Origin of the sequence: Oceanobacillus sojae (genome assembly GCF_007991515.1) — a bacterium.
Lineage (GTDB): Bacteria > Bacillota > Bacilli > Bacillales > Amphibacillaceae > Oceanobacillus > Oceanobacillus sojae.
The window spans coordinates 171,017-190,699 of record NZ_BJYM01000008.1 but is presented as its reverse complement, the minus strand read 5'-3'; the positions used below and the strand labels follow the sequence as shown (position 1 = coordinate 190,699).

22 protein-coding genes and 1 pseudogene are annotated in these 19,683 nt (G+C 36.0%); 3 read left to right on the top strand and 20 right to left on the bottom strand.

Annotation, left to right across the window (positions count from 1 at the left end; genetic code table 11):
• Nucleotides 1–103 precede the first annotated feature (103 nt).
• Complete coding sequence (locus tag OSO01_RS11290) at nt 104–445, top strand: MerR family transcriptional regulator (protein WP_147210523.1); 342 nt, start codon at nt 104–106, stop codon at nt 443–445.
• A 153-nt stretch (nt 446–598) separates the two neighbouring features.
• On the opposite strand, the gene erm is transcribed toward OSO01_RS11290, so the two are convergent.
• The 12 genes and pseudogenes from erm to OSO01_RS11230 form a co-directional block, all read right to left on the bottom strand.
• Complete coding sequence (gene erm, locus OSO01_RS11285) at nt 599–1,426, bottom strand: 23S ribosomal RNA methyltransferase Erm (protein WP_147210522.1); 828 nt, start codon at nt 1,424–1,426, stop codon at nt 599–601.
• 355 nt (nt 1,427–1,781) lie between these two features.
• On the bottom strand, nt 1,782–1,826 hold the full coding sequence (locus tag OSO01_RS24095) for an erythromycin resistance leader peptide (RefSeq protein WP_147210558.1): 45 nt from the start codon (nt 1,824–1,826) through the stop codon (nt 1,782–1,784).
• Between the two features lie 135 nt (nt 1,827–1,961).
• The gene (locus OSO01_RS11275; RefSeq protein WP_147210521.1) at nt 1,962–2,330 is read right to left on the bottom strand and encodes a YdeH family membrane protein; all 369 of its coding nucleotides are present in this window, start codon (nt 2,328–2,330) and stop codon (nt 1,962–1,964) included.
• A 70-nt stretch (nt 2,331–2,400) separates the two neighbouring features.
• Nucleotides 2,401–2,922, bottom strand: a complete 522-nt coding sequence (locus OSO01_RS11270) for a hypothetical protein (protein WP_147210520.1) — start codon at nt 2,920–2,922, stop codon at nt 2,401–2,403.
• 73 nt (nt 2,923–2,995) lie between these two features.
• Nucleotides 2,996–3,655 carry an ABC transporter permease gene (locus OSO01_RS11265; RefSeq protein WP_186813642.1) on the bottom strand — a complete coding sequence of 220 codons (660 nt, stop codon included), beginning with the start codon at nt 3,653–3,655 and terminating at the stop codon, nt 2,996–2,998.
• Between the two features lie 113 nt (nt 3,656–3,768).
• Nucleotides 3,769–4,392: pseudogene (locus OSO01_RS11260) on the bottom strand (ABC transporter permease); the annotation flags it as partial.
• 58 nt (nt 4,393–4,450) lie between these two features.
• Nucleotides 4,451–5,371 (bottom strand): ABC transporter ATP-binding protein, encoded by a 921-nt coding sequence (locus OSO01_RS11255; protein ID WP_147210517.1) that lies wholly within the window; start codon nt 5,369–5,371, stop codon nt 4,451–4,453.
• 132 nt (nt 5,372–5,503) lie between these two features.
• Nucleotides 5,504–6,436 (bottom strand): sensor histidine kinase, encoded by a 933-nt coding sequence (locus OSO01_RS11250; RefSeq protein ID WP_147210516.1) that lies wholly within the window; start codon nt 6,434–6,436, stop codon nt 5,504–5,506.
• A gap of 38 nt (nt 6,437–6,474) precedes the next feature.
• Entirely contained in the window at nt 6,475–7,164 is a 690-nt protein-coding gene (locus OSO01_RS11245) for a response regulator transcription factor (RefSeq protein ID WP_147210515.1), read from the bottom strand.
• A 305-nt stretch (nt 7,165–7,469) separates the two neighbouring features.
• Nucleotides 7,470–7,694: an ArsR/SmtB family transcription factor gene (locus OSO01_RS11240; RefSeq protein ID WP_246145131.1), complete on the bottom strand. Its 225-nt coding sequence runs from the start codon at nt 7,692–7,694 to the stop codon at nt 7,470–7,472.
• Nucleotides 7,695–7,818: 124 nt separating this feature from the next.
• A complete protein-coding gene (locus tag OSO01_RS11235) occupies nt 7,819–8,250 on the bottom strand; it encodes an SRPBCC domain-containing protein (RefSeq protein WP_186813641.1) in 432 nt (143 codons plus the stop codon).
• A gap of 395 nt (nt 8,251–8,645) precedes the next feature.
• On the bottom strand, nt 8,646–9,872 hold the full coding sequence (locus OSO01_RS11230; RefSeq protein WP_147210513.1) for a CynX/NimT family MFS transporter: 1,227 nt from the start codon (nt 9,870–9,872) through the stop codon (nt 8,646–8,648).
• 370 nt (nt 9,873–10,242) lie between these two features.
• Between OSO01_RS11230 and OSO01_RS11225 the strand changes: the two genes are divergently transcribed.
• A complete protein-coding gene (locus OSO01_RS11225) occupies nt 10,243–11,529 on the top strand; it encodes an N-acetylmuramoyl-L-alanine amidase family protein (RefSeq protein ID WP_186813640.1) in 1,287 nt (428 codons plus the stop codon).
• 59 nt (nt 11,530–11,588) lie between these two features.
• Here OSO01_RS11225 and OSO01_RS11220 read toward each other — a convergent pair whose 3' ends face one another.
• Both OSO01_RS11220 and OSO01_RS11215 read right to left on the bottom strand, forming a co-directional pair.
• Entirely contained in the window at nt 11,589–12,374 is a 786-nt protein-coding gene (locus OSO01_RS11220; protein ID WP_147210511.1) for a TatD family hydrolase, read from the bottom strand.
• A gap of 16 nt (nt 12,375–12,390) precedes the next feature.
• The gene (locus OSO01_RS11215; protein ID WP_147210510.1) at nt 12,391–13,335 is read right to left on the bottom strand and encodes a threo-3-hydroxy-L-aspartate ammonia-lyase; all 945 of its coding nucleotides are present in this window, start codon (nt 13,333–13,335) and stop codon (nt 12,391–12,393) included.
• 310 nt (nt 13,336–13,645) lie between these two features.
• Here OSO01_RS11215 and OSO01_RS23720 point away from each other — a divergent pair, with 310 nt between their 5' ends.
• The gene (locus OSO01_RS23720) at nt 13,646–14,107 is read left to right on the top strand and encodes a glycine zipper domain-containing protein (protein WP_246145130.1); all 462 of its coding nucleotides are present in this window, start codon (nt 13,646–13,648) and stop codon (nt 14,105–14,107) included.
• A 95-nt stretch (nt 14,108–14,202) separates the two neighbouring features.
• Here OSO01_RS23720 and OSO01_RS11205 read toward each other — a convergent pair whose 3' ends face one another.
• The 6 genes from OSO01_RS11205 to pdxR form a co-directional block, all read right to left on the bottom strand.
• The gene (locus OSO01_RS11205) at nt 14,203–14,943 is read right to left on the bottom strand and encodes an alpha/beta hydrolase (RefSeq protein WP_147210509.1); all 741 of its coding nucleotides are present in this window, start codon (nt 14,941–14,943) and stop codon (nt 14,203–14,205) included.
• Between the two features lie 84 nt (nt 14,944–15,027).
• Complete coding sequence (locus OSO01_RS11200; protein ID WP_246145135.1) at nt 15,028–15,939, bottom strand: DNA-3-methyladenine glycosylase 2; 912 nt, start codon at nt 15,937–15,939, stop codon at nt 15,028–15,030.
• 239 nt (nt 15,940–16,178) lie between these two features.
• Nucleotides 16,179–17,153, bottom strand: a complete 975-nt coding sequence (locus OSO01_RS11195; protein ID WP_147210508.1) for a D-cysteine desulfhydrase family protein — start codon at nt 17,151–17,153, stop codon at nt 16,179–16,181.
• A 203-nt stretch (nt 17,154–17,356) separates the two neighbouring features.
• Complete coding sequence (locus tag OSO01_RS11190; protein WP_147210507.1) at nt 17,357–17,545, bottom strand: BshB3 potential contributor to bacillithiol synthesis; 189 nt, start codon at nt 17,543–17,545, stop codon at nt 17,357–17,359.
• An 84-nt stretch (nt 17,546–17,629) separates the two neighbouring features.
• Nucleotides 17,630–18,052: a YfmQ family protein gene (locus OSO01_RS11185; protein ID WP_147210506.1), complete on the bottom strand. Its 423-nt coding sequence runs from the start codon at nt 18,050–18,052 to the stop codon at nt 17,630–17,632.
• Between the two features lie 152 nt (nt 18,053–18,204).
• On the bottom strand, nt 18,205–19,662 hold the full coding sequence (gene pdxR, locus OSO01_RS11180) for a MocR-like pyridoxine biosynthesis transcription factor PdxR (RefSeq protein WP_147210505.1): 1,458 nt from the start codon (nt 19,660–19,662) through the stop codon (nt 18,205–18,207).
• Nucleotides 19,663–19,683: the final 21 nt, after the last annotated feature.

Sequence of the window (19,683 nt, the reverse complement as noted above, 5' to 3'; positions counted from 1 at the left end):
GATAGCTGCATAGTAATATATCTTTTAATTAAAAAAGCCTGTTGTTTTATTAGCGGGATATGCAGCGCTAGCAAAAATCTAAGTGGAGTTAGGAGAATAAGAAATGAATGAGGACGCACAAAAGTTGAATGCTCTATTGGACTTTGATTTATTAAAAAAATTAGTAGTTGGAATTGGCGAAGTATCCGAAATCACAGGTATTCCAACTCGTAAAATTCGCTATTGGGAAGAAAAAGGAGCCATACAATCTGAAACCAATACAGAGGGGTCAACACGAAGGTACAATTATTTAAATGTGAAAAAAATGCTGCTTATTCAGGAAATGATTGAAGAGGGATTTACATTAGATGCAGCGATTAAAAAGGTAGAAAAACGTATGGTTACCTTAAATGAAGCATTTCGTAAATTGGCGGATACAGTGCCGGATACAGAAGATAATGAATAAGAGCTTTTTCAGTAGCTATATCAGAAGTTATTTCTTAAATTATCGAAGCTGCAATATAAAAATAAGAAAGGACGCAAGATTTATCCATACTTGCGTCCTTCCTTAAGATAAAAAAATATTGGTTAGATATATTTTTTATACTTTTGGACTTTACTATTTCTTTACTCTGGGCCATAACGGTCGCTGCACATATTTAATCATCGTATTGAAAACCATCCCCCATTGAACCTCTGTCAATAATCCAATTGGAGTGTCATTCGTAACTCCCAGATTTCTTCTTACATATTTTAATTGTGCAGGTGTAAAAATCCTTTTAAACGCCTTACCAATAGCTGCTTCAGGTTGTTTTAGACTATACTGTACCAATCCAAGAAAAATGAAATAATCCTTCTTCGGTATAATAGGCTCTTTTTTTCTGGTTATTGTAATCATTGCGGAATCAACTTTTGGAGGCGGTGAAAAGTTATTTCTGGATATTTTCCTGATGTAACATATATCAAACCACATTCTCCACGCCAGCACATAATCATCTTTGACAAACTGTGAAGTAAAACGTTTAGCTGCTCCCATCTCCATAATAATAACTCCTTTTTGAAAACCGTTTGCAGGCTTATTTAAAAGCATTTTCATAATGGGTGTTGTAATAGCATAAGGAATATTTGAAACGACAACAAATTTTTCTTTTGGTAAATGTATTTTCATAATATCCTGATGAATAATTTTAGTAACTGGATTTTCTGCTGTTTTTCGTTTTAAAATATCTATAAAATTGGTATCATATTCTACTGCTAGGACTTTGCCCGCCTGTTGATTTAATACAGTTGTTAAAGCTCCCTTTCCAGCTCCTAATTCTAAAACAGTGTCCTTCTTACTTATATTTGCTCTGTCAACAATTTCATGAAGCAGTTTTTTATTATGAATTAAATGCTGCCCGGAAAAATTGGGAGATTTCGTATTATATTTATGAAATTTTTTAGCCATATCTTCTCTTCCTTTCTAAAATAAAAAATCACGGACAATCTGCCTGTGATTTAAAGTAAAGGGAGAAGACCCATCCTCATGTAATTATGAGCTATTAGAAATAACCTTTCATTTTTATAACATTAGAGGGTAATTTAGACATAAATAAAGAAAGGCAGAACAATCCGCCTTTCCAGACATTACATATTATTTACTACCCTGTCCATTGTCCAAAGATAGTACGGAAGAAACCACATATAATTTGCCATTCAAAGCAAATTATATGTGATTCTAATATGAAATGAAGATTATTAAAAAAGAACAGACTTATCCCGTTTACTCTGCATATACAGGCAGAGCCTTTGAATGTATTTAATTACTGATTCAAAGTTGGGAAACGAAGTCTGATCGAATGTGGCATTTTTTAATAATCCTCCTTTAATTAATTTATCAATACACTCACATTGTATTCAGTATTTCATTAAAAGTCAAACGGCTTTCCAATCTCTTATTCCCCTAACTTATGGAAGCTTCTTATCACTTACATCTAATCCAGCTAACTTTCCTTAAAAAAACTTTCCGGCAAAGTAATAAAAATACTCCAAATACTGATTACTGCACCGACTAATGAAACGATACTTATAAACACAGCATTGAAACTAAATACGCCTGTCGGTACAAGAATGATAAACCCTAAGAAAAACATGGATTGATATATGGCTGACAGAAATCTCCAGAATTTATGATTAAAAAAAGATAATAAAACTGGAGGAATAAACAAAATAACCATAACGATGATACTTGCCTGAATGACTTGTGGATCATTTAATGAAAGTGTATTCATGTCTCTTTGATAATAAGCAGTGACAAATAATGTTACGATAGAGACAATCAGCATTAAAAATAATAAACCTAATCTTTTCAAACATATTCCTCCTTGCACATAAAACATCTGTAATTGAGATTTTTATTGTATAATATGTTTAGTAATCCAGTTAAACAGCATCTTGTATTTTTCCTCGGTAAACAGAAATTAATCCGGGTATCTGCTGAATATCCTGGGGTGTTATTAGCTCTGGCGGTTTATTAAAAGAAGTAATCTCAGCTTCCATTAAAAGAGAAGCCACAAATTGAGAGCAGAAGTAGGCATTTGATCTTTGAATAGGCTTGTTCAGAATCACTCCAAACAGCCCTAAGAAGTTATAGTGATAGGAGTTTTGTCTGCTCTTAAAAAATGCTAGTGCTCTCTTCAATTTCTTACTTTGTTTTGGATCAATAGCATAAGCATAAATCAAGCAGTCCGCATTCTGAAAAAGTCCCTCTTCTGTTCTTTCCTTCACAAATCCGCCCCAAAATGGATTACGAAAATGCTTCCTGCCAAAGCTGTATACTTCATTTAATTCCAAATCCAGAGCTAATGAAACATGATTGTATTCTGCTTTTGTGTATAATCTAATAGCTTTTGTAAGCAATGTACCCGTATTTGTGAATAAAAGATAAATATGTTCTTGTCTCATCACTACAAACTCCTATTTTTTGATTTTTCTGTTTTTTTCAGCGAGTATCTTCTTTCAAATTTTCATCTTATCTTTAAAATACATCCTTGTGTTCGATATTTCTTATCGAGAAGTACGAAGCAACCACACCAATGATGGTAAGTGTCAATGGTATTACGATAAAGGAACCTATCGACAGGTCTTCATTGCTTGCACCGAAAAAAGCAGCAATTATAATCGATGTAATAATCGTCGTTCTAACCGACTTTTTAAGCATCCCCAAAAATAGAGGGAATAAGCTGATACCACTGGCAGAAAAGTCATAGAGAATTGTATTTCTAAAATGTTCTATAATCATTTGAAATGTTATGTCTCCCTCGATGAAATTCAAGCTGTTATCTAGCATCGTTAAAACAACTGTTGCAAAAATTCGTGACAGGAGAATCGAGAAAAAGGTAAAGCATATAATAATCAATAGCTTTGAGCTAATTAATTTTTTTCTACTGATTGGATACGTAAACATCAAAGTGATTGTTTTATCATTGTATTCTTCAATAACTAATCTTGAAATTAACACACCTGAAAATACAATAAAAACCATTCTTGTAATACTATCAACCAGGAAGAAGAAATCTGTACTGCTGGCAGTATACAAATCTCTGTCGACATATAACATGAAAAATAGAAATCCGGTGACTGCAAAGCAAGCTGCCATAGAGCTATTTATATATCGGCCAAAATTAACTTTTCTCATCTCCAAACTCATTAACTTAAGCATTTCTCTCACCTCTCTTTATATTGATTGGTATTAAAAATGATATTGCTTCATTCTTATGGATTTTGGTTTTCCCGTTTTTTTAATTAGAATTAAAGGACATCTTTCTGCACAATATTTCTTATCGGAAAATACGAAGCAGCTACGCCAATAACAGCAAATATCAACGATCTGACGATGAAAGAACTCATTGATACGTCCGACAGTTCCTCATTACTTATTCCGAAAAAAACTGCAATAATAATAGACGTGATGATAGTCGTTCTAACAGATTTTTTGATCATCCCAAAAAATAAAGGAACTAAGCTGATACCGCTGAATGACAAATCATAGATAATTGTATTTCTAAAATACTCCATTATCATATGAATTGTTACGCCTCCATCAATAAAATGCAAGCTGTTATTTAACATGTATAGGACAGCTGCTACAATGATTCTTGATACATGTATGAAGAAAAAGGTAGAGCATATAATAATCAATAATTTAGAGATAATAATCTTTTTTCTGCTGATTGGATACGTAAACATCAAAGAGATTGTTTTATCATTGTATTCTTCAATAACCAGCCTCGAAATTAATACTCCTGCAAATACAATAAAAATCATTCTTGGGCTGTCAACCACGAAGAAAAAATCTGAAATGGTGTTGGCAATCTCATTTCTATCCGCATAGACCGCATAGAATAACATTCCGGCAAGGACGAAACAGGCTGCTAAAGCGCCAAGGACATAACGTCAGAAATTTATTTTTCTAATTTCTAAATGGATTAATTTAAGCATTTTTCCCGCCTCCGATTAAGGACAAGAAATAGTCCTCCAATGAAGCCGATTTTGTATTGATCGATGTAATAGAAATATCATTTTCCATTAACTTTTTATATATTTGGTTTTGCGACATTCCTGTTTCGTATATTCTTATTTTGTTCGCATCAAGCACTTTGAAATTTTTTATATTTAACTCTGAGTCAATAATATATACTACTTTCTGAGCATCAGCGGTTTCTATTTCAATATACTCCGCATTATTTTCTCTAATCGAATCCATGGAAACCTCTTCTACTAAGTGTCCATTATTCATGACGCCTATTGTGTCAGCGATTTGCTCTATTTCCGCTAAAATATGACTTGAAATCAGGATGGTTATCCCATATTCTTTGTTTAGCATTTCAAGTAAATTTCTAATTTCTATTATTCCGACTGGATCCAGTCCATTAACGGGCTCATCCAATATTAGCAGCTCTGGCTTCGTAATAATTGCCCTGGCAATCCCAAGCCGCTGTTTCATACCCAGTGAGAAATTTTTAACTGCTTTGTTCGTAATGTTCTTCAAATTTACAAGTTCTAACGCTGCTTTGATATCCTGCTTATTGTGATAACCCATATACTCACAATGCATATCCAGATTATCCTCTGCAGTAAGCTCCTCATAAAAAATGGGATATTCGATAATTGCATTCATTCTTTTAAATAATTCATAAGAAGTATCTGTCATCGTTTCATTAAAAATTTCGATGGCGCCCTGGCTTGGTTTTAATAGATTCAAAATCATCTTCATGACTGTGCTTTTTCCGGCACCATTCGGGCCCAATAACCCATAGATTTCTCCCTTCTCGACGTTCATATTGATACCGGAAACAACATTGTCTCCATTGAAAGATTTTCCTAAATCATGTGTTCTTAAAATATATTCCACAATATGTCCTCCTCTGCTTTGCAAAATTTCTATACTACTAATGGTAAACGTTAAAATTATCTTTTTTCTTAACGAAGTCTTACGAATTTCTTAAGTTTGCAAAGCGTAGGGCAGGAGCGGCTTTTAGCCCGTTTAGGAAGCCAATTTCTTTAATTTCACGGTAAAGACTGTTTTCTCATAGGGTTTGCTGGATAATGATATATCGCCTTCCATACTTTCTACTAATCTTTTCGTGATAGTAAGACCCAGTCCACTTCCCTGATACAGTTTATTTCGCGAGTCCTCAAGCGTATAGAGCCTTTCAAAAACGCTTTCTTTATTCATCTCGTCAATGCCCTTCCCTTTATCCCAGACCTCGATATAAACGAATGAGTCGTCCTGCTTTAAGGTTAAGCCGACAACACCACCGTCATTTCCATATGTGATGGCATTAGATATCAGGTTCCTGAGTACCCTGTCTAGAGCCTCTTGATTTCCTGCTGCATAGATATTTTCATCTGGAATTTCAATGGAAACATCTAAGCCTTGATTAGTTAATATTTCATAGAATTCTAAAATACTCTTCCTGCATGCCTCGTTAATATTTGTCTTTTCAAGCGGCATCTCCTTATCACCGGATTCCAATTTTGCCAGATCAAAAAAAGTATTGATTAATGTTAGCAACTCTACTGACTTTTCATGCGCCTTATTAACTTCTTTTTCCAGCTCATTTTGAATGGATTTATTCGATTGAATGATTTCTAAATAGCCTACAATAACCGTCAGCGGGGTTTTCAAATCATGTGATATATTTGAAATCATTTTCCGGATAGATTCTTCTTTTTTCGTATAATCAGCCAATATTTTCTGGTTATGGTTTAATAAATTATTAATACCCATCAATAGATGAATAAGCTCCTTATCATCGGTAAAAACGAGAAGGTTCTCACTTGTTCTTTCAGTAATAATCCTATCTAATTTTTCATACATATATTTTATTTGTTTATCTCTTGCTGCCTTTAATCTATATTGAAAAATGATTATGCCTGTTAAAATCAAGATGATCACAATGAAGGAATAAATCATACTTATCTGTCCCCTTTAATTATTTTCAACTGGGGCAATTATTCACCCAGCTTATAGCCAATCCCCCAAATAGTTCTAATATAATCAGGCTCTGCCGGGTTGTCCTCTATTTTCTCTCTCAACCTTCTAATATGAACATTGATCACATTCTCATCACCAAAGTAATCGTTATTCCAGACTGTTGTATATATTTGGGCCTTTGTAAAAACGTTATTGGGATACTTGAGAAATAATTTTAAGATATCAAATTCCTTTGATGTCAGTTTAATTTCCTTTCCATTTTTTTGCACAGAATAATTATTAATATCAACTGTTAAAGCTTTATAATGAATCACATTCACTTCTTTTTTCGCTTCCGAATAACTGGTTGCACGCCGCAGCGCTGATTTCACCCTGGCGGAAAGTTCTATCATGGCAAATGGCTTTGCTATGTAATCATCTGCACCAAGCTCAAGGCCTAAAACCTTCTCTACATCAGTGTCCTTAGCAGAAACAATAAGTATTGGCACAGAGCTGTCTCTTCTAATTTGCTTCATTACTTCGATACCATTTAATTTAGGCATCATAATATCGAGAATGATTAAATCAAATGCATCGTTTTGAAATTTTTGCATTCCCTCTTCCCCTTCAAAGGCAGCTGTTACCTCATAGCCCTCTTTTTCTAAGTAATCTTTAATCATTTCGCTTACGGATAGATCATCTTCTACGATTAAGATTTTATTGTTCATAACGTGTATCCTCCTATGCAATTTCTCTGATTACCAGCTATGCATGACTGTTTGCTATTTAATTTTATTACAGAAATTTTTTACAAGTATTTCATAAAGTTTAACACATTATTTTGATGTTAAAATAATGTGTTGTTGAATCAGCTATATTCCTGAGATGAATAATAAAAATAAAAAAAGGGATATTGCTGTTACACATTATCCCTTAACCTATTAAAATCTGCATCTTTATTATCAAATTTTCTGCAAACCATTCAACTAGAGACCATTCATTGTCTTCCATATCCTTAAATTACAATACTGAATTAAGTTAAACCAGATTTATCAGTGGATTCCGCTGACTCCTTAATCCATTGTAATCGTTTATTCCAATCAGCTGCCAGATCTGCTATCCACTCTGCCGCTGATGAAAGTTGATCGGGACATACGGTATATCGTGCCTCTCTCCCGACACGATTGGATGTAACAAGCTCAGCTTCACTAAGAATACTAAGATGTTTCACTACCGCCTGACGAGATACAATCACCATCTTTGATAATGCAGTCGCACTTGCTTGTCCTTTTTCAGCAATGAGATGAAGCAATCAACGCCGAGTAGGGTCTGCTAATGCAATCAAAATATTTTCGTAATTGTCCTGAGATGTTGACTCCATATTAATTCTCTGCACGCTTTCGTAATACTTCCATCTGTTGCTCCCATCCATTTACGTTTCCATCCAAGAACTTCGACTGTTCTTCCTCCGATACTTCAAGGCTGGAGAAACCACTTTCCACTACACGGAGCAAAGTTCCCTCTTCCTTTTCAGTCAATGTAAATGCAACTAGCGTAGAATTTCCTTCTTGCGGTTCCTCACCTGGAAAAGAACTTGCCCATTGACATGTAAGGTAGTTTGGTGGATCTATTTCTTTAATTAATACAGGGAATGTACCAAATCTTGTCTCCGCTACTATTCTTGTACCTTCGACCTTTACGCTGTCAGGACCAGGTTTATCACCTACCCACCATGCTGGGCGGCTAACCAATTCCCAAACGGTATGAACTGAAGCTTTAATAAAAATTTCCCGTTCGATTCGATCGTTATTCATACTGTCCCTCCTTATAAACTTATATGTGCAACCAAATGGTAGCACGTTATTGTTTGACATACAACATTTCGGTTGCACTACATCATCTCACTGAACGAATTACAACTAAAAGCAAAAAAATCTGTTTTAAAATTTCAAGGTCTACTCTTTCTTTCTCATCTGTAAATTCAATGTTTTTTAATTAGATACTTCAAATCCAGTCTTCATATTCCATTTTTCAGGGATTTAATATATAAGCTATAAAGTAAAAACACCTCCATTTGTTTTGAAATAAAACAAATGGAGGTGTTATATAAGTTAAGTATTTTTCATCATTTTTGATTCATTATAGTAATAACAAACTCATTCTATATTTGAAAATAGCTTTCGGCATATCCCGAGAAGTAACAAGTCAATCACACATACTTATTCCTTCCAGCACCCAGCCCTGCTATCGTCATCAATAAACAAACTGCAATAATAGCCATAATCGGCGCGCTCCAGGCATGCGTAATATCAAATAACAAACCGATAAATAACGGTCCGATGGCAGCAAAAATATATCCGACAGATTGTGCCATTCCAGACAGAGCACCTGCCTGCTGTCCATTACGTGCACGCATACCAAGCATAGCCAGAGACAGACTGATGGCACCACCAAAAGTAACCCCAATCAGTGTTACCCAGACGAAAATTAACGGCAGCGGCCCGCCGATTAAAAGACCGATAAATCCAATTGTTGCTCCACCGCCAATTGCAAGCACGATTCCCTGCTGATTGGAGAATTTTTCTGCCAACACCGGTGCCAAGAAGGTTGATGGCAATCCGACAAACTGTACATAAGCGATTATCCATCCGGCAGCTGAAACAGAAAATCCAAAGCTTTGCATTATTTCCGGCAGCCACGACACCATTACATAGAATATAAATGATTGCAGACCCATAAATAAGGTGACCTGCCAGGCTAATGGAGATTTCCATAGGCTGCTGTCATCAAAGGGTTTACTGCTTAACTGTACTTGTTCCTCTTTAGGCACAGGATTTTGTCTGACAACAAAAACCCAGATAACTATTCCTACTACAGCCAGCAGTGCCCAAGATAGTAAGGCTAATTCCCAGCCCAGGCCTGCATCTTTTGCAAGCGGGACAGAAAGCCCTGAAGCAGTAGCTGCAAATATTGCCATAGATGTAGAATACACACTGGTCATCCGGCCGACTTTATTCGGGAATTTTTCCTTAATAACTGCCGGCAGCAGGACGTTCATCACTGCGATGCCAACTCCAATAATGGCTGTGCCAATAAATAACGTTGGCGTATACGGGATCGACCTGACCCCGATTCCGGCAAACAGGAGTATCAGACCCAGCAAGACAGCTTTTTCATTTTCCAGCCGTCTGCCAAGTTTCGGAGCAAGCGGTGATACAATGGCAAATGCTATCAGCGGTAAACTGGTAATCGTTCCTGCGCTCCAATTTTCCAGACCAATCTGATCCCGGATCGTTCCTAATAGCGGTCCAACGGAAGTAATTGCCGGTCTCAAATTAAATCCGATAACAATAATAGCAATTAAATATAGCATTCTCTTATTGGAGACTACTTCCTTGCCCCCGATGTTTTTTACTTTACCTCTATTTTCCTCCATCCAATACCTTCTTTTCCACTAACCGTATCCCTTATCATAGAAAAGGGTACGGAAAATTTTTAAACAATACAATATATGTTATGGTATTGTATATCCCATTGTCAAGATGCGAATTTTATATCATTAATAGAGTCTATTCTCTTCATTAGTATATTTATTTAACCCTCCTTCATATATTCTTCTCTTTTCGTACCCCCTGCTGTTCTTCATTATGAACAATATACTATTTTCTTGAAATCTCCTCGCCAGTACAATTAAAGTTCCCAACTCTAAAACTAAAATTCTAACAAATTTGCATGAAATGTATATTAATAGAATTTATTGGCAAGCCTGTCAATATAACAAACTATTAATTGGAGGTATATCCAATATGAAGTACAACATAACGATAGGCATTGCTTTTCTTATCTGCCTATTTGTTCTTTTACCAACAGTTCATGCAGACAATGGAAAAACGTATAAGGTAGATTCTGAGAAAATAGAGTTAATGAATGAGCCTGCTAAAGACGCAGCTGTTCTTGGTGAATTAGAAAAAGACTATAAGGTCACTATTTTTGAAGATTCATATGGCTGGGGTAAAACATTTTATAACGGAGAACCAGCTTGGGTTGCTCTAAATCAGCTTACAGAAGTAAATAATGACATAAATAATATGGAAGAAAATCAAGAAGTAGAACAGCAGGATACAGACGAACAAAATAATGAAGCTGCAACCGCTTCAGAAACAAGCACTGAAACAAATAAAGCTATAGAAAATGGAAAATTGTACCGCATTAACGCATCTGCTGTAAATTTACGCAGTGCTCCTGATAAAAATGCAACGATTATTACTGCATTAAGTAATGGCAGCCAGATTACTATCTTTCAAGAATCTTACGGCTGGGGTCAGACTTATTATAATGATGAAGAAGTATGGATTGCATTATATTTACTTGATGAAGTGAACGACTCAACAGATGTTGAGGTATCAGAGGAAACGGAAAAGACTGATTCACAGCAAAAACCAGAAGAAAGCGAAATAGAAGAGGCAGAACCAGAATCTGACCAAAAAGATGAGGAAACAGCTACTGATGCTGCCGAATCTCAGGAAGAAAAACAAGTGGTTCAAGCAGAGCAAAGCAGTGAAGCTCCTTTAGCCGGTTACCATTTTGTTATTGACCCGGGACACGGTGGAAAAGACCCAGGTGCGATTGGATCAGAAATATATGAAAAAACGTTAACACTAATCTCAGCGAAAAGATTAGAACAAAAATTGCATAATAAAGGGGCTTCTGTAACGTTTACCCGGACAGATGATACGTATATTTCCTTAGGACAACGAGCTGTGATTAGTAATTCTACAGATGCAGACGCGTTTATCAGCCTGCACTATAATTCATCAAAAGATCAGTCTGCACGTGGAATCGAAACCTTTTACAACGAAGCTAGCAGTCTTGCCAATTTCGTTCAATCATCGCTAATGAATCATGTTAATCTCATTGACCGCGGGGCAAAACAGGCAGGTTTTCAAGTGTTGAAAGAAAATAAACACCCTGCTATATTAATTGAGCTTGGCTTCATCAGCAATCCAGACGAACAGAAGCTTGTTCAAACGGATAGTTATCAGGAAAATGCGACCAATGGTATTGTGGAAGGATTGGAAGCGTATTTCAATTAAATATGAAAGCATGCTGAAGAAAAGTGCAGGAAAAGCGCACTTTTCTTCAGCATGCAATTTTACCCTTGCATATTTAGATTATTAAATCGTTTTAAGCGATAGAAATTAGTCGTATTAGCGCTAATCTGTTGTCGAACTTTATCAAAAGACAGCTGCTTTATTTCAGCTATTTTCTTTATAACTTCCATAATCATATTTGGATGTGTCATCTGATTTTGAAAAGGTCCTTCAAATCGCCAAGGTCCGTCTGTTTCTGCCATGACAAGCTCTAACGGATATTGTTTAATGATTGACTGGGTCTCTTCTTCATACCAGCAATCAGGTGTTATAGAAATCATATACTGATTGTTTATCATACGTTCAATGGTAGCTTTATCACCTTTAAACCAATGGAAATGAGCTTTTTTAACCTCATATTTTTCAAGGAGATCACAGACAACAGCTGCATCTTCATACACAGCATGTAATACGATTGGCAAATCATATTTTTTGGCAGCTTGTACGAATCGTTCCAGTATCGCGTGATAAGGAGTAACATCCAGTGATGCTTCTTTACGCTTTTTATAATATGGAAGTCCCACTTCCCCAATAGCAGCAATATCTTGAAATCTTTGATCAATCGTTTGTATAATATTGTCGATTTCCCGCACAGATGGCAGATTCTGTTCTGGATGCCATCCAAAAGCTGGATAAACAAACGGGTATATTTGTACTAATTGCCACACCCTTTGACAGCTCTCAAAATCACTGGAAACAGCTATCATTCCATCTACTTTAAGCGTATCCATTAACAGCTGCTGCTCATCCGTCTGATACCAATCCAAATGAATATGTGCATCAATCATCCAGCACACCTCGCAATCAAATATCTTTGAATAAATCTCCGGCCTTCATGACATCAACATTTCCTCCGCTTAAAACAACACCCACTCTTTTCCCTTTAACAGGAAGCTTCTTATATGCTGCTAAAGCGACAGCTCCAGATGGTTCAACAACAATTTTTAACCGGGTCCAAAGAAAGTACATCGCAGCTTTTATCTCCTCTTCGGAAACGGTTATAAAATCATCAACATTTTCCTTAATGAAAGGAAAGGTTATTTTTCCTAATGAAGGTGAGTTTAATCCGTCAGCTATGGAGTTTGGATTCGCAATGGATCGTAATTCTCCTGCCCTGAATGACCTTGTGGCATCATCTGATACCACAGGTTCAACCCCGATCACCTTACTTTCAGGTAACAGATATTTTGTGGTAATTGCGCAACCGCTTAACAGTCCACCGCCACCGCAAGGAACCAGCAGATAATCCAGTTCGCCCACCTCTTCTATGAGCTCTTTAGCAACTGTCCCCTGTCCAGCTATAATGGATTCTGCATCAAATGGCCGGATTAACGTATAGCCAAATTCATCTATCATTCCTTGAGCTATTTCCTCCCGTGATTCTGTCCGGCGATTATATGTTACGATAGTCGCACCGTAGTCTCTGACAGCTGCCGTTTTTACCTGTGGAGCATCCTCTGGCATGACGACAGTAGCAGGTATATCAAGTATTTTACAGGTCAAAGCAGTGGCCATTGCATGATTCCCTGAAGAATAGGCAATGACACCCTTACTCTTCTCTTCTTCAGAAAGGGAGCTGATCGTATTATAAGCACCACGGAATTTAAATGCACCCATCCGCTGGAAATTTTCACATTTAAGAAAAATTTGATTTTCGGTTAATTCATTCAGGAGTGCGGAAGTTAGAACCGGCGTTTTATGCGCAATACCTTCTATCCGTTTGGCTGCTTCTACTATTTTTTCATACATTATTGATTTCTCTCCTTTTTAACTTATATTTATCAAAAGCTCTAAATCATTTCCCCAGCTTTCCACATGCTTTATTTTATCTCTCTTTCAAAAAATAATTTCTCTAGATGAAATCTATTCTATCACTTGTTTCTTGTATTAAAAAATTATAATTCATATATAATCAAAATTTTAAAACAAATTTGCATCATTTACTTCCTTTGAATATAATTATATAAAATAATGTACTTCTGTAATCGAAAGGCCAGCTTAAAATATCTGAGGATTTCTTATTTAAAATTTATGCAAAATAAGAAGGAGGTTACCTATTATGGTAAGTCCACGGGATGATAAGCTTACCACTAAGATTGAGGATTTAAGAAACAGCCTAGGAGAGAAGACTTCCAGAAAACTTGAATTGGATAAATGTAACCGGCTGGTAAAAAGACTAAATATACTTTCGTCCGAATGTGAAAAATGTTACCAGGATTTTATCGATTTAGAAAAACATATAACAGAACTGGCAGATAAAACTGATCAACTTACCAAAACGGATTTTAAGCAGCACAGTCAGAAGCTTGAATCTATTAGTTCTCATCTTCTGAAAGAGCATAAGTTAGTCTCAAAGGATTATTATTTGAGCATTTATATGTCTTTGGGGTTAAGCATAGGTCTTATTTTTGGACTATTATTCGATAATCTTTCATTAGGATTGCCGATTGGCTTAGGTATTGGAGTAGCGATTGGAGCAGGTCTGGATGCAGATGTTAAGAAAAAAGGAAAAATAATATAATCTTTACCAGGAAAATTAGCTCATCTGTTCTTGATAGATTTATTTCCACTTTCTATTTAGAAAGGAGAATTCCACTAATAGTTTTCTATCATAAATCACCATTGTAAATTATTCAAAAACGATAAAATATCAGCTTGAATTTGTTCCTGATCCTTATCTGCCAGCATTATATGTCTGGAATTGGAATATCTTTTCAAAATTTTATTTTTAGAAGACACATTTCGATAGATATAATCTGCACTTTCTTTATACAAAGGCTCATCCAGTTCCCCATAATAAATACTTATTGGTTTATCAATTTTTGATAGCTCTTCCATGGTTAAATCAATATGTTTCTCAAATTTTATTAAACTGTTTAATGAATTCTCTTCTAAGTTATTTAATTCATAAGAAATCTGCTGTTCTGATTTTCCTTCCAGTTGTTTATACGTTCGCGCATACCTTTGGACACGGCGTTTTAATGCATTTACCTCTCTTTGATATGGAGCTGACATTGTAACAATACCGTTAACGTTCCATTTTTGTCCTGTATTTAAAGCTAAAATTCCGCCTAACGATATTCCAATGACAGCGATATTCTGATAGCCTTCATTCTTTAAAAAATGATACCCTGCTTCGACGCTTCCACACCAATCATCAGGACCCGTAAGAATTAATTGTTCTGCAGATAATCCGTGGCCTTTATATAATGGTGCAAAGCAAGTGTAATTTTCCTGATTCAGAAATCTGCCCAGTTTCTTCATATCGACTGTACTGCTGGTAAATGAATGTAATAACAAAACAGCTCTTTCGCCGCCTTTTAAGAAGAAAGGTTTAGGTCGAACTATTTTCCCCATCTAAATTTACCCCTTCATGATTTAATTTACGCATCTAAATTATTCCTGCTCTACGGATCGATGAACTTATACTGTTTAATACAATTAATACAACATTCTCCATAAATAAAATGTAGCATAGGACTCCCAGTTCTTCCATTCTGATGTCAATTCTCTAATCTCTTCTTTTGTTGGTTTCCGCTCCATTTCCGTGACCAGTTTAATAGCATTGATCAACCCTGCATCATCAATAGGAAAAGCATCCGGATAGCGCAGACAGCGCATTAACACATAATTAGCAGTCCATGGACCGATCCCCCTAATTTGGGTCAACTCTCTTTCGGCTTGCTTCAACTCATCTAAATACAGCAATTTTTCTTTTGTCAAATCTCCCTTTGCCATCAGCTCAGCGATACCGATAATATATTCCCTTTTCTTTTTTGTCATTTTAATGTCAGACATATCTTCAGGACTTAATCCAGAAATTTTATCAAATGAAGGGAAAATCCAATAAATTTTCCCTTCATATTCCAAGGTCTCACCAAATTTTTCAACAAATTGACGTTTTAACGTATACGCAAATGTCAGATTAATCTGTTGCCCCAAAATTCCCCAGCACAGGGCTTCAAATAAATCGTGTAATCCTATAATTCTGAGGCCATAAAATCTTTCAATAGCCTGCTCAAGCAATGGATCCTTGCTTCCCATTTTATAAAAGGGTATAAGATCGGTTTCAAAATCAAACCACTCTTCAACATAGCGTACTATTGCTTTCTTGTCTTCCATTGATTCCAGCTTCCCCCCGGCTAAAAACTCCACAGCCAAATATTCACTGTCTGCTTCACTTATACGTACCAACGTACGCAGATGATTTATTTCAATCACACGTGTAATTCTATCTTCTTCTATCTCATACATGCATTCATTGGGGTCTCTCCGTAAATAATTTAAATTTGTCTTAAAATCAAATAGTTCAGGTGTTTTGATTAAAATGCAATGTTTATTTTCTTTCCAAATTCTCAATTTATTTCCCCCCATCTTTAAGACCTGCAAAATATTCTGTCTGTTCGTTTCAACATCCTTTTCTCTATTGTACACCAAGTGATATAACCTCTGTAATTCACCGAATCTTCCAGGTAACAATGTCTTCATCACATTTATGTAAAAAGACAAAGAAATACTGTTTTCACAATATCCCCTTGTCTTTTTAAGTGGAAGCTTATACGTGCACTATCATAGCTTTCTGCAAATAAAAATTACGCCCTGTCATTCTTTCTTAAAACATCCTTCATTCTCTCTCTCATCTCTTTTGTATATCCTTGCTGTCCTCCGGTATGAATGAATAGAATATTTTCTTGATCATCATAATTCCCATTTTTTATTTCGGTTACTAATCCTTTAAAAGCTTTTCCTGTATAAACTGGGTCAAGAATAATTCCCTCGCTTTTAGCAACGTCCATATAAAATGCCAGTTCTTCATCTGTTGCTTGACCGTAGCCAAGTCCAATATAGCTGTCATTAATGGAAATAGAATCAAAATGATGGTCAGTGTCTTCCAGATCAATTACAATTTTCATCACATCTTCTTTGAACACTTCTGCTATCTGGTCAACAGAATAGCCAATGATTTTCTTTCTGGTATCGGCTTCTTCATTTGCATACCAGAGTCCTGCATATGTTCCGCCAGATCCGATTGCAAGGTTGATAGAATCAAAATGAATACCCATCTCTACTTCCTGCTTTATAATTTCGTTGTAGCAATTAATATAACCGTAAGACCCGATTGCATTTGATGCACCAACCGGAATAATCAATACTTTTTTCTTTTGAGATTCCAGCTTTTGCTTCAGCTCCTCCATCGCATCTTCCCTTGATGCACTGGGAGGAATAATATTTACATTTGCTCCAAGCATATCATCCTGGAATAAATTTCCTTCATATTCTTTTACTTCACCTCTAAGTACCAGGTGGCACTCTAAATTCATCATCGCACAGACAGCAGCAGTCGCCCGGGCATGATTTGATTGAATAGCACCTGTTGTAATAATGGTATCGTAGCCATTATCCAGCGCATAGGCAATAATATACTCCAGCTTTCTTACTTTGTTGCCTGAGACTTCAATACCCGTAAAATCATCGCGCTTCATAAAGATATTTTTCCCCAGCTTATCGCTCAGTTTTTCCAGTTTTTTAATTGGTGTATCCAGGTTAGCAATATTTAGTTTACGCATTTTTTATTCCTCTCACTTTCATTCTGTTTATTCCTTTATGATAGCGAATAATCACTTACATAAGCAACTGTTAGATAGATTGATTTTATTATTTCAGCACCGGGATAATTTTATTTAAAAATCAAAAAACAGCAATAGAACTTCCTATATAATAGAAGTTCTATTGCTGCGTATACATCCAATCTAAAACTTTAAGTAAGATACTAGATAAAAACCCATATAAGAACCGAAGCTAAAATAATCGCAGGCAAACCAAGAAAATAAATATAAGAGAGACTTGAGAAGCTTTTCTTACGTTCGTAATTGTCATCAAGCATTCTTGTGATAAGAAGCGTTCCAATCAATGCAAGAATACATACAACAATAACCACTATGATAAGGATGTTCATCATGCTTCCTTCCCCACCTTTCAAAAAATTAAATAGTTCATACAGCTTCATTCACACAGCCTCAGGCATTGCGCGGCTTGCTGTCTGTCAAAGCTTCCTTTGCAGATACTCAGAATCAAGGGTGTAGGAAGCCATTTTTTTCTTCCATTGTTTCACTACATCAACATGATTTTCATAGTTGAAAACATGGAATGTCATTTCTTTATTCTTCTTTTTAAAATGAACAATATATGGTGTAATATTTGTTTCAGGATGGAGAAATAACTCTTCCTTGCCAGGAAAGATATGATTCTTGTTTAAAAATTGAGCTTTATTAAAAGAATCTATAAATCTGCTTTTTTCGTCTTCATCCAAGTATTCTCCATCGAATAGTACAGTACTGTTTGATACATCAATTTTTGGATGTAACTCAAATTTATTTAAGAACCATCCGACCAAAGCACTCGGTGGGCTGGTTAAAAATTTCACTATAATTCCTGCTATCGTGATTAATACAAAGGTCCATGTCATTTCTAAATTCCAACTCCCTAATAAGCTGCATTTCCTGCTTTAATAGAAGACAGCGTTACTTGCTAATAAATTTCAATTTTATCCTAACTTTCATTGTAGCGTATATTTGAATAATGATACCATCCAATTCGCATAAAAATAACCCATCCACTTTAGTTATTAATAGATGGGTTACTTTTATGCAAATGCTGAAGAGCTTCAGAAAGTCTAGATATCCCCTTCCAAATATCTGAAGGATTACTTCTGCCATAAGTGAAACGAACGAACCCTTTGCTCTCACCAAAAATAGATCCGGGAACAAAAGCAAGTCCTCTTTTCATAGATTCATTCAGCAATTGAAATTCATCGACAGGTTCTTTCAGTTTACACCATAAATGAATCCCGCCATTTGGTTCGATAAACTCCACCTTATCTCCCAAAAAATGAATAAGCGCTTTTGATAATTGTTTTCTGCGTACTTCCAGCTGCTGTCTAACCTTATGAATATGCTCATCAAATTGCGGAGAACCAATAAATTCATTTGCCACCCACTGCGGAAAAATACTGTGTCCGAAATCAATCTGCTGTTTGGCATCAGCTAAACGCTGGATTACTTTTTCCGGACCAACAATCCAGCCGATCCGTAATCCAGAGGCGACAATTTTGGATAAGGAACTGATATATAATACATTTCCGTTATTATCCATCCGCTTTAAAGAAGATGCTACATTCCCATTAAACGCCGTAATACTGTACGGGTCATCCTCTACAATAGGAATACCATAATCAGATGAAATCTCTAATATTCTTTTTCTTCTGCTTAACGGCATCTGCACACCAGTCGGATTTTGAAAATCAGGATTGATAAATACCATCCGTATACGGTGCTTTTTATGCAATTCAATTATATCCTCCGGGTTGATTCCGTGTTCATCGCTTTTTAATAAATAGGTACGTAAACCTGCTGATTTAAATAAAGGCAATGAATAAGCATAAGACGGGTCCTCTATCGCTACTGCATCTCCCGGCTTCAGTAAACATTGTACGATTAAGTGAAGTGCCTGCTGCGCACCGGATGTGATCAGAATAGATTCTGCATCGTTAGAGATTCTTTTATATGCATAGAGATGATTGGAAATGGTTTCCCTCAAATTAATATTTCCTTGAGGGTGATCATAGCCCAGATGCTCTGTAAATGGCTTCTCTTTAAAAATAGAATGGAACTGCTCTGCAGGGAACAAGTCAGCTGCTAATTCCCCGCTTGCCATATTTATCATGTCATTATTTTGGGTTTCTGTCCGTATTTTTTGAACTAATGGCAAATTAGGAAGAAACGAACCATCCTCCACATACCTTCCCCAGTTAGGGATTCTTTTATCGGAAATCCCCCAAATATCTGTACTGATATGTGTTCCGCTGCCTTTTCTTCTTTCAACAATTCCTATCGATTGCAGCTCATCATAAGCGGCAACTACTGTGCTACGATTAACCTGTAGTTCTTTCGCCAGCTGACGTTCTGAAGGCAACGCAGTGTCCGGAGAAAACTCACCTGTAGAAATTCCGTTTTCGATATATGCTGCTATTTGTTGATATAATGGAGATTTTGCTGAACGGTCCAATTTAAAGTTCATATGAATTCCTCGATTGTGTTG

Excerpts from the sequence above, each read along its gene's own strand:
- OSO01_RS11240 (WP_246145131.1), bottom strand. The coding sequence starts at position 7,694 with ATGGTGATTGTATCTCGTCAGGCGGTAGTGAAACATCTTAGTATTCTT.
- OSO01_RS11235 (WP_186813641.1), bottom strand. The coding sequence starts at position 8,250 with ATGAATAACGATCGAATCGAACGGGAAATTTTTATTAAAGCTTCAGTT.
- OSO01_RS11220 (WP_147210511.1), bottom strand. The coding sequence starts at position 12,374 with ATGATTGATGCACATATTCATTTGGATTGGTATCAGACGGATGAGCAG.
- pdxR (WP_147210505.1), bottom strand. The coding sequence starts at position 19,662 with ATGAACTTTAAATTGGACCGTTCAGCAAAATCTCCATTATATCAACAA.
- OSO01_RS11265 (WP_186813642.1), bottom strand. The coding sequence starts at position 3,655 with ATGAGAAAAGTTAATTTTGGCCGATATATAAATAGCTCTATGGCAGCT.
- OSO01_RS11250 (WP_147210516.1), bottom strand. The coding sequence starts at position 6,436 with ATGATTTATTCCTTCATTGTGATCATCTTGATTTTAACAGGCATAATC.
- OSO01_RS11230 (WP_147210513.1), bottom strand. The coding sequence starts at position 9,872 with ATGGAGGAAAATAGAGGTAAAGTAAAAAACATCGGGGGCAAGGAAGTA.
- OSO01_RS11290 (WP_147210523.1), top strand. The coding sequence starts at position 104 with ATGAATGAGGACGCACAAAAGTTGAATGCTCTATTGGACTTTGATTTA.
- OSO01_RS11225 (WP_186813640.1), top strand. The coding sequence starts at position 10,243 with ATGAAGTACAACATAACGATAGGCATTGCTTTTCTTATCTGCCTATTT.
- OSO01_RS11245 (WP_147210515.1), bottom strand. The coding sequence starts at position 7,164 with ATGAACAATAAAATCTTAATCGTAGAAGATGATCTATCCGTAAGCGAA.
- OSO01_RS11195 (WP_147210508.1), bottom strand. The coding sequence starts at position 17,153 with ATGCGTAAACTAAATATTGCTAACCTGGATACACCAATTAAAAAACTG.
- OSO01_RS11185 (WP_147210506.1), bottom strand. The coding sequence starts at position 18,052 with ATGACATGGACCTTTGTATTAATCACGATAGCAGGAATTATAGTGAAA.
- OSO01_RS11190 (WP_147210507.1), bottom strand. The coding sequence starts at position 17,545 with ATGATGAACATCCTTATCATAGTGGTTATTGTTGTATGTATTCTTGCA.
- OSO01_RS23720 (WP_246145130.1), top strand. The coding sequence starts at position 13,646 with ATGGTAAGTCCACGGGATGATAAGCTTACCACTAAGATTGAGGATTTA.
- OSO01_RS11215 (WP_147210510.1), bottom strand. The coding sequence starts at position 13,335 with ATGTATGAAAAAATAGTAGAAGCAGCCAAACGGATAGAAGGTATTGCG.
- OSO01_RS11205 (WP_147210509.1), bottom strand. The coding sequence starts at position 14,943 with ATGGGGAAAATAGTTCGACCTAAACCTTTCTTCTTAAAAGGCGGCGAA.
- erm (WP_147210522.1), bottom strand. The coding sequence starts at position 1,426 with ATGGCTAAAAAATTTCATAAATATAATACGAAATCTCCCAATTTTTCC.
- OSO01_RS11270 (WP_147210520.1), bottom strand. The coding sequence starts at position 2,922 with ATGAGACAAGAACATATTTATCTTTTATTCACAAATACGGGTACATTG.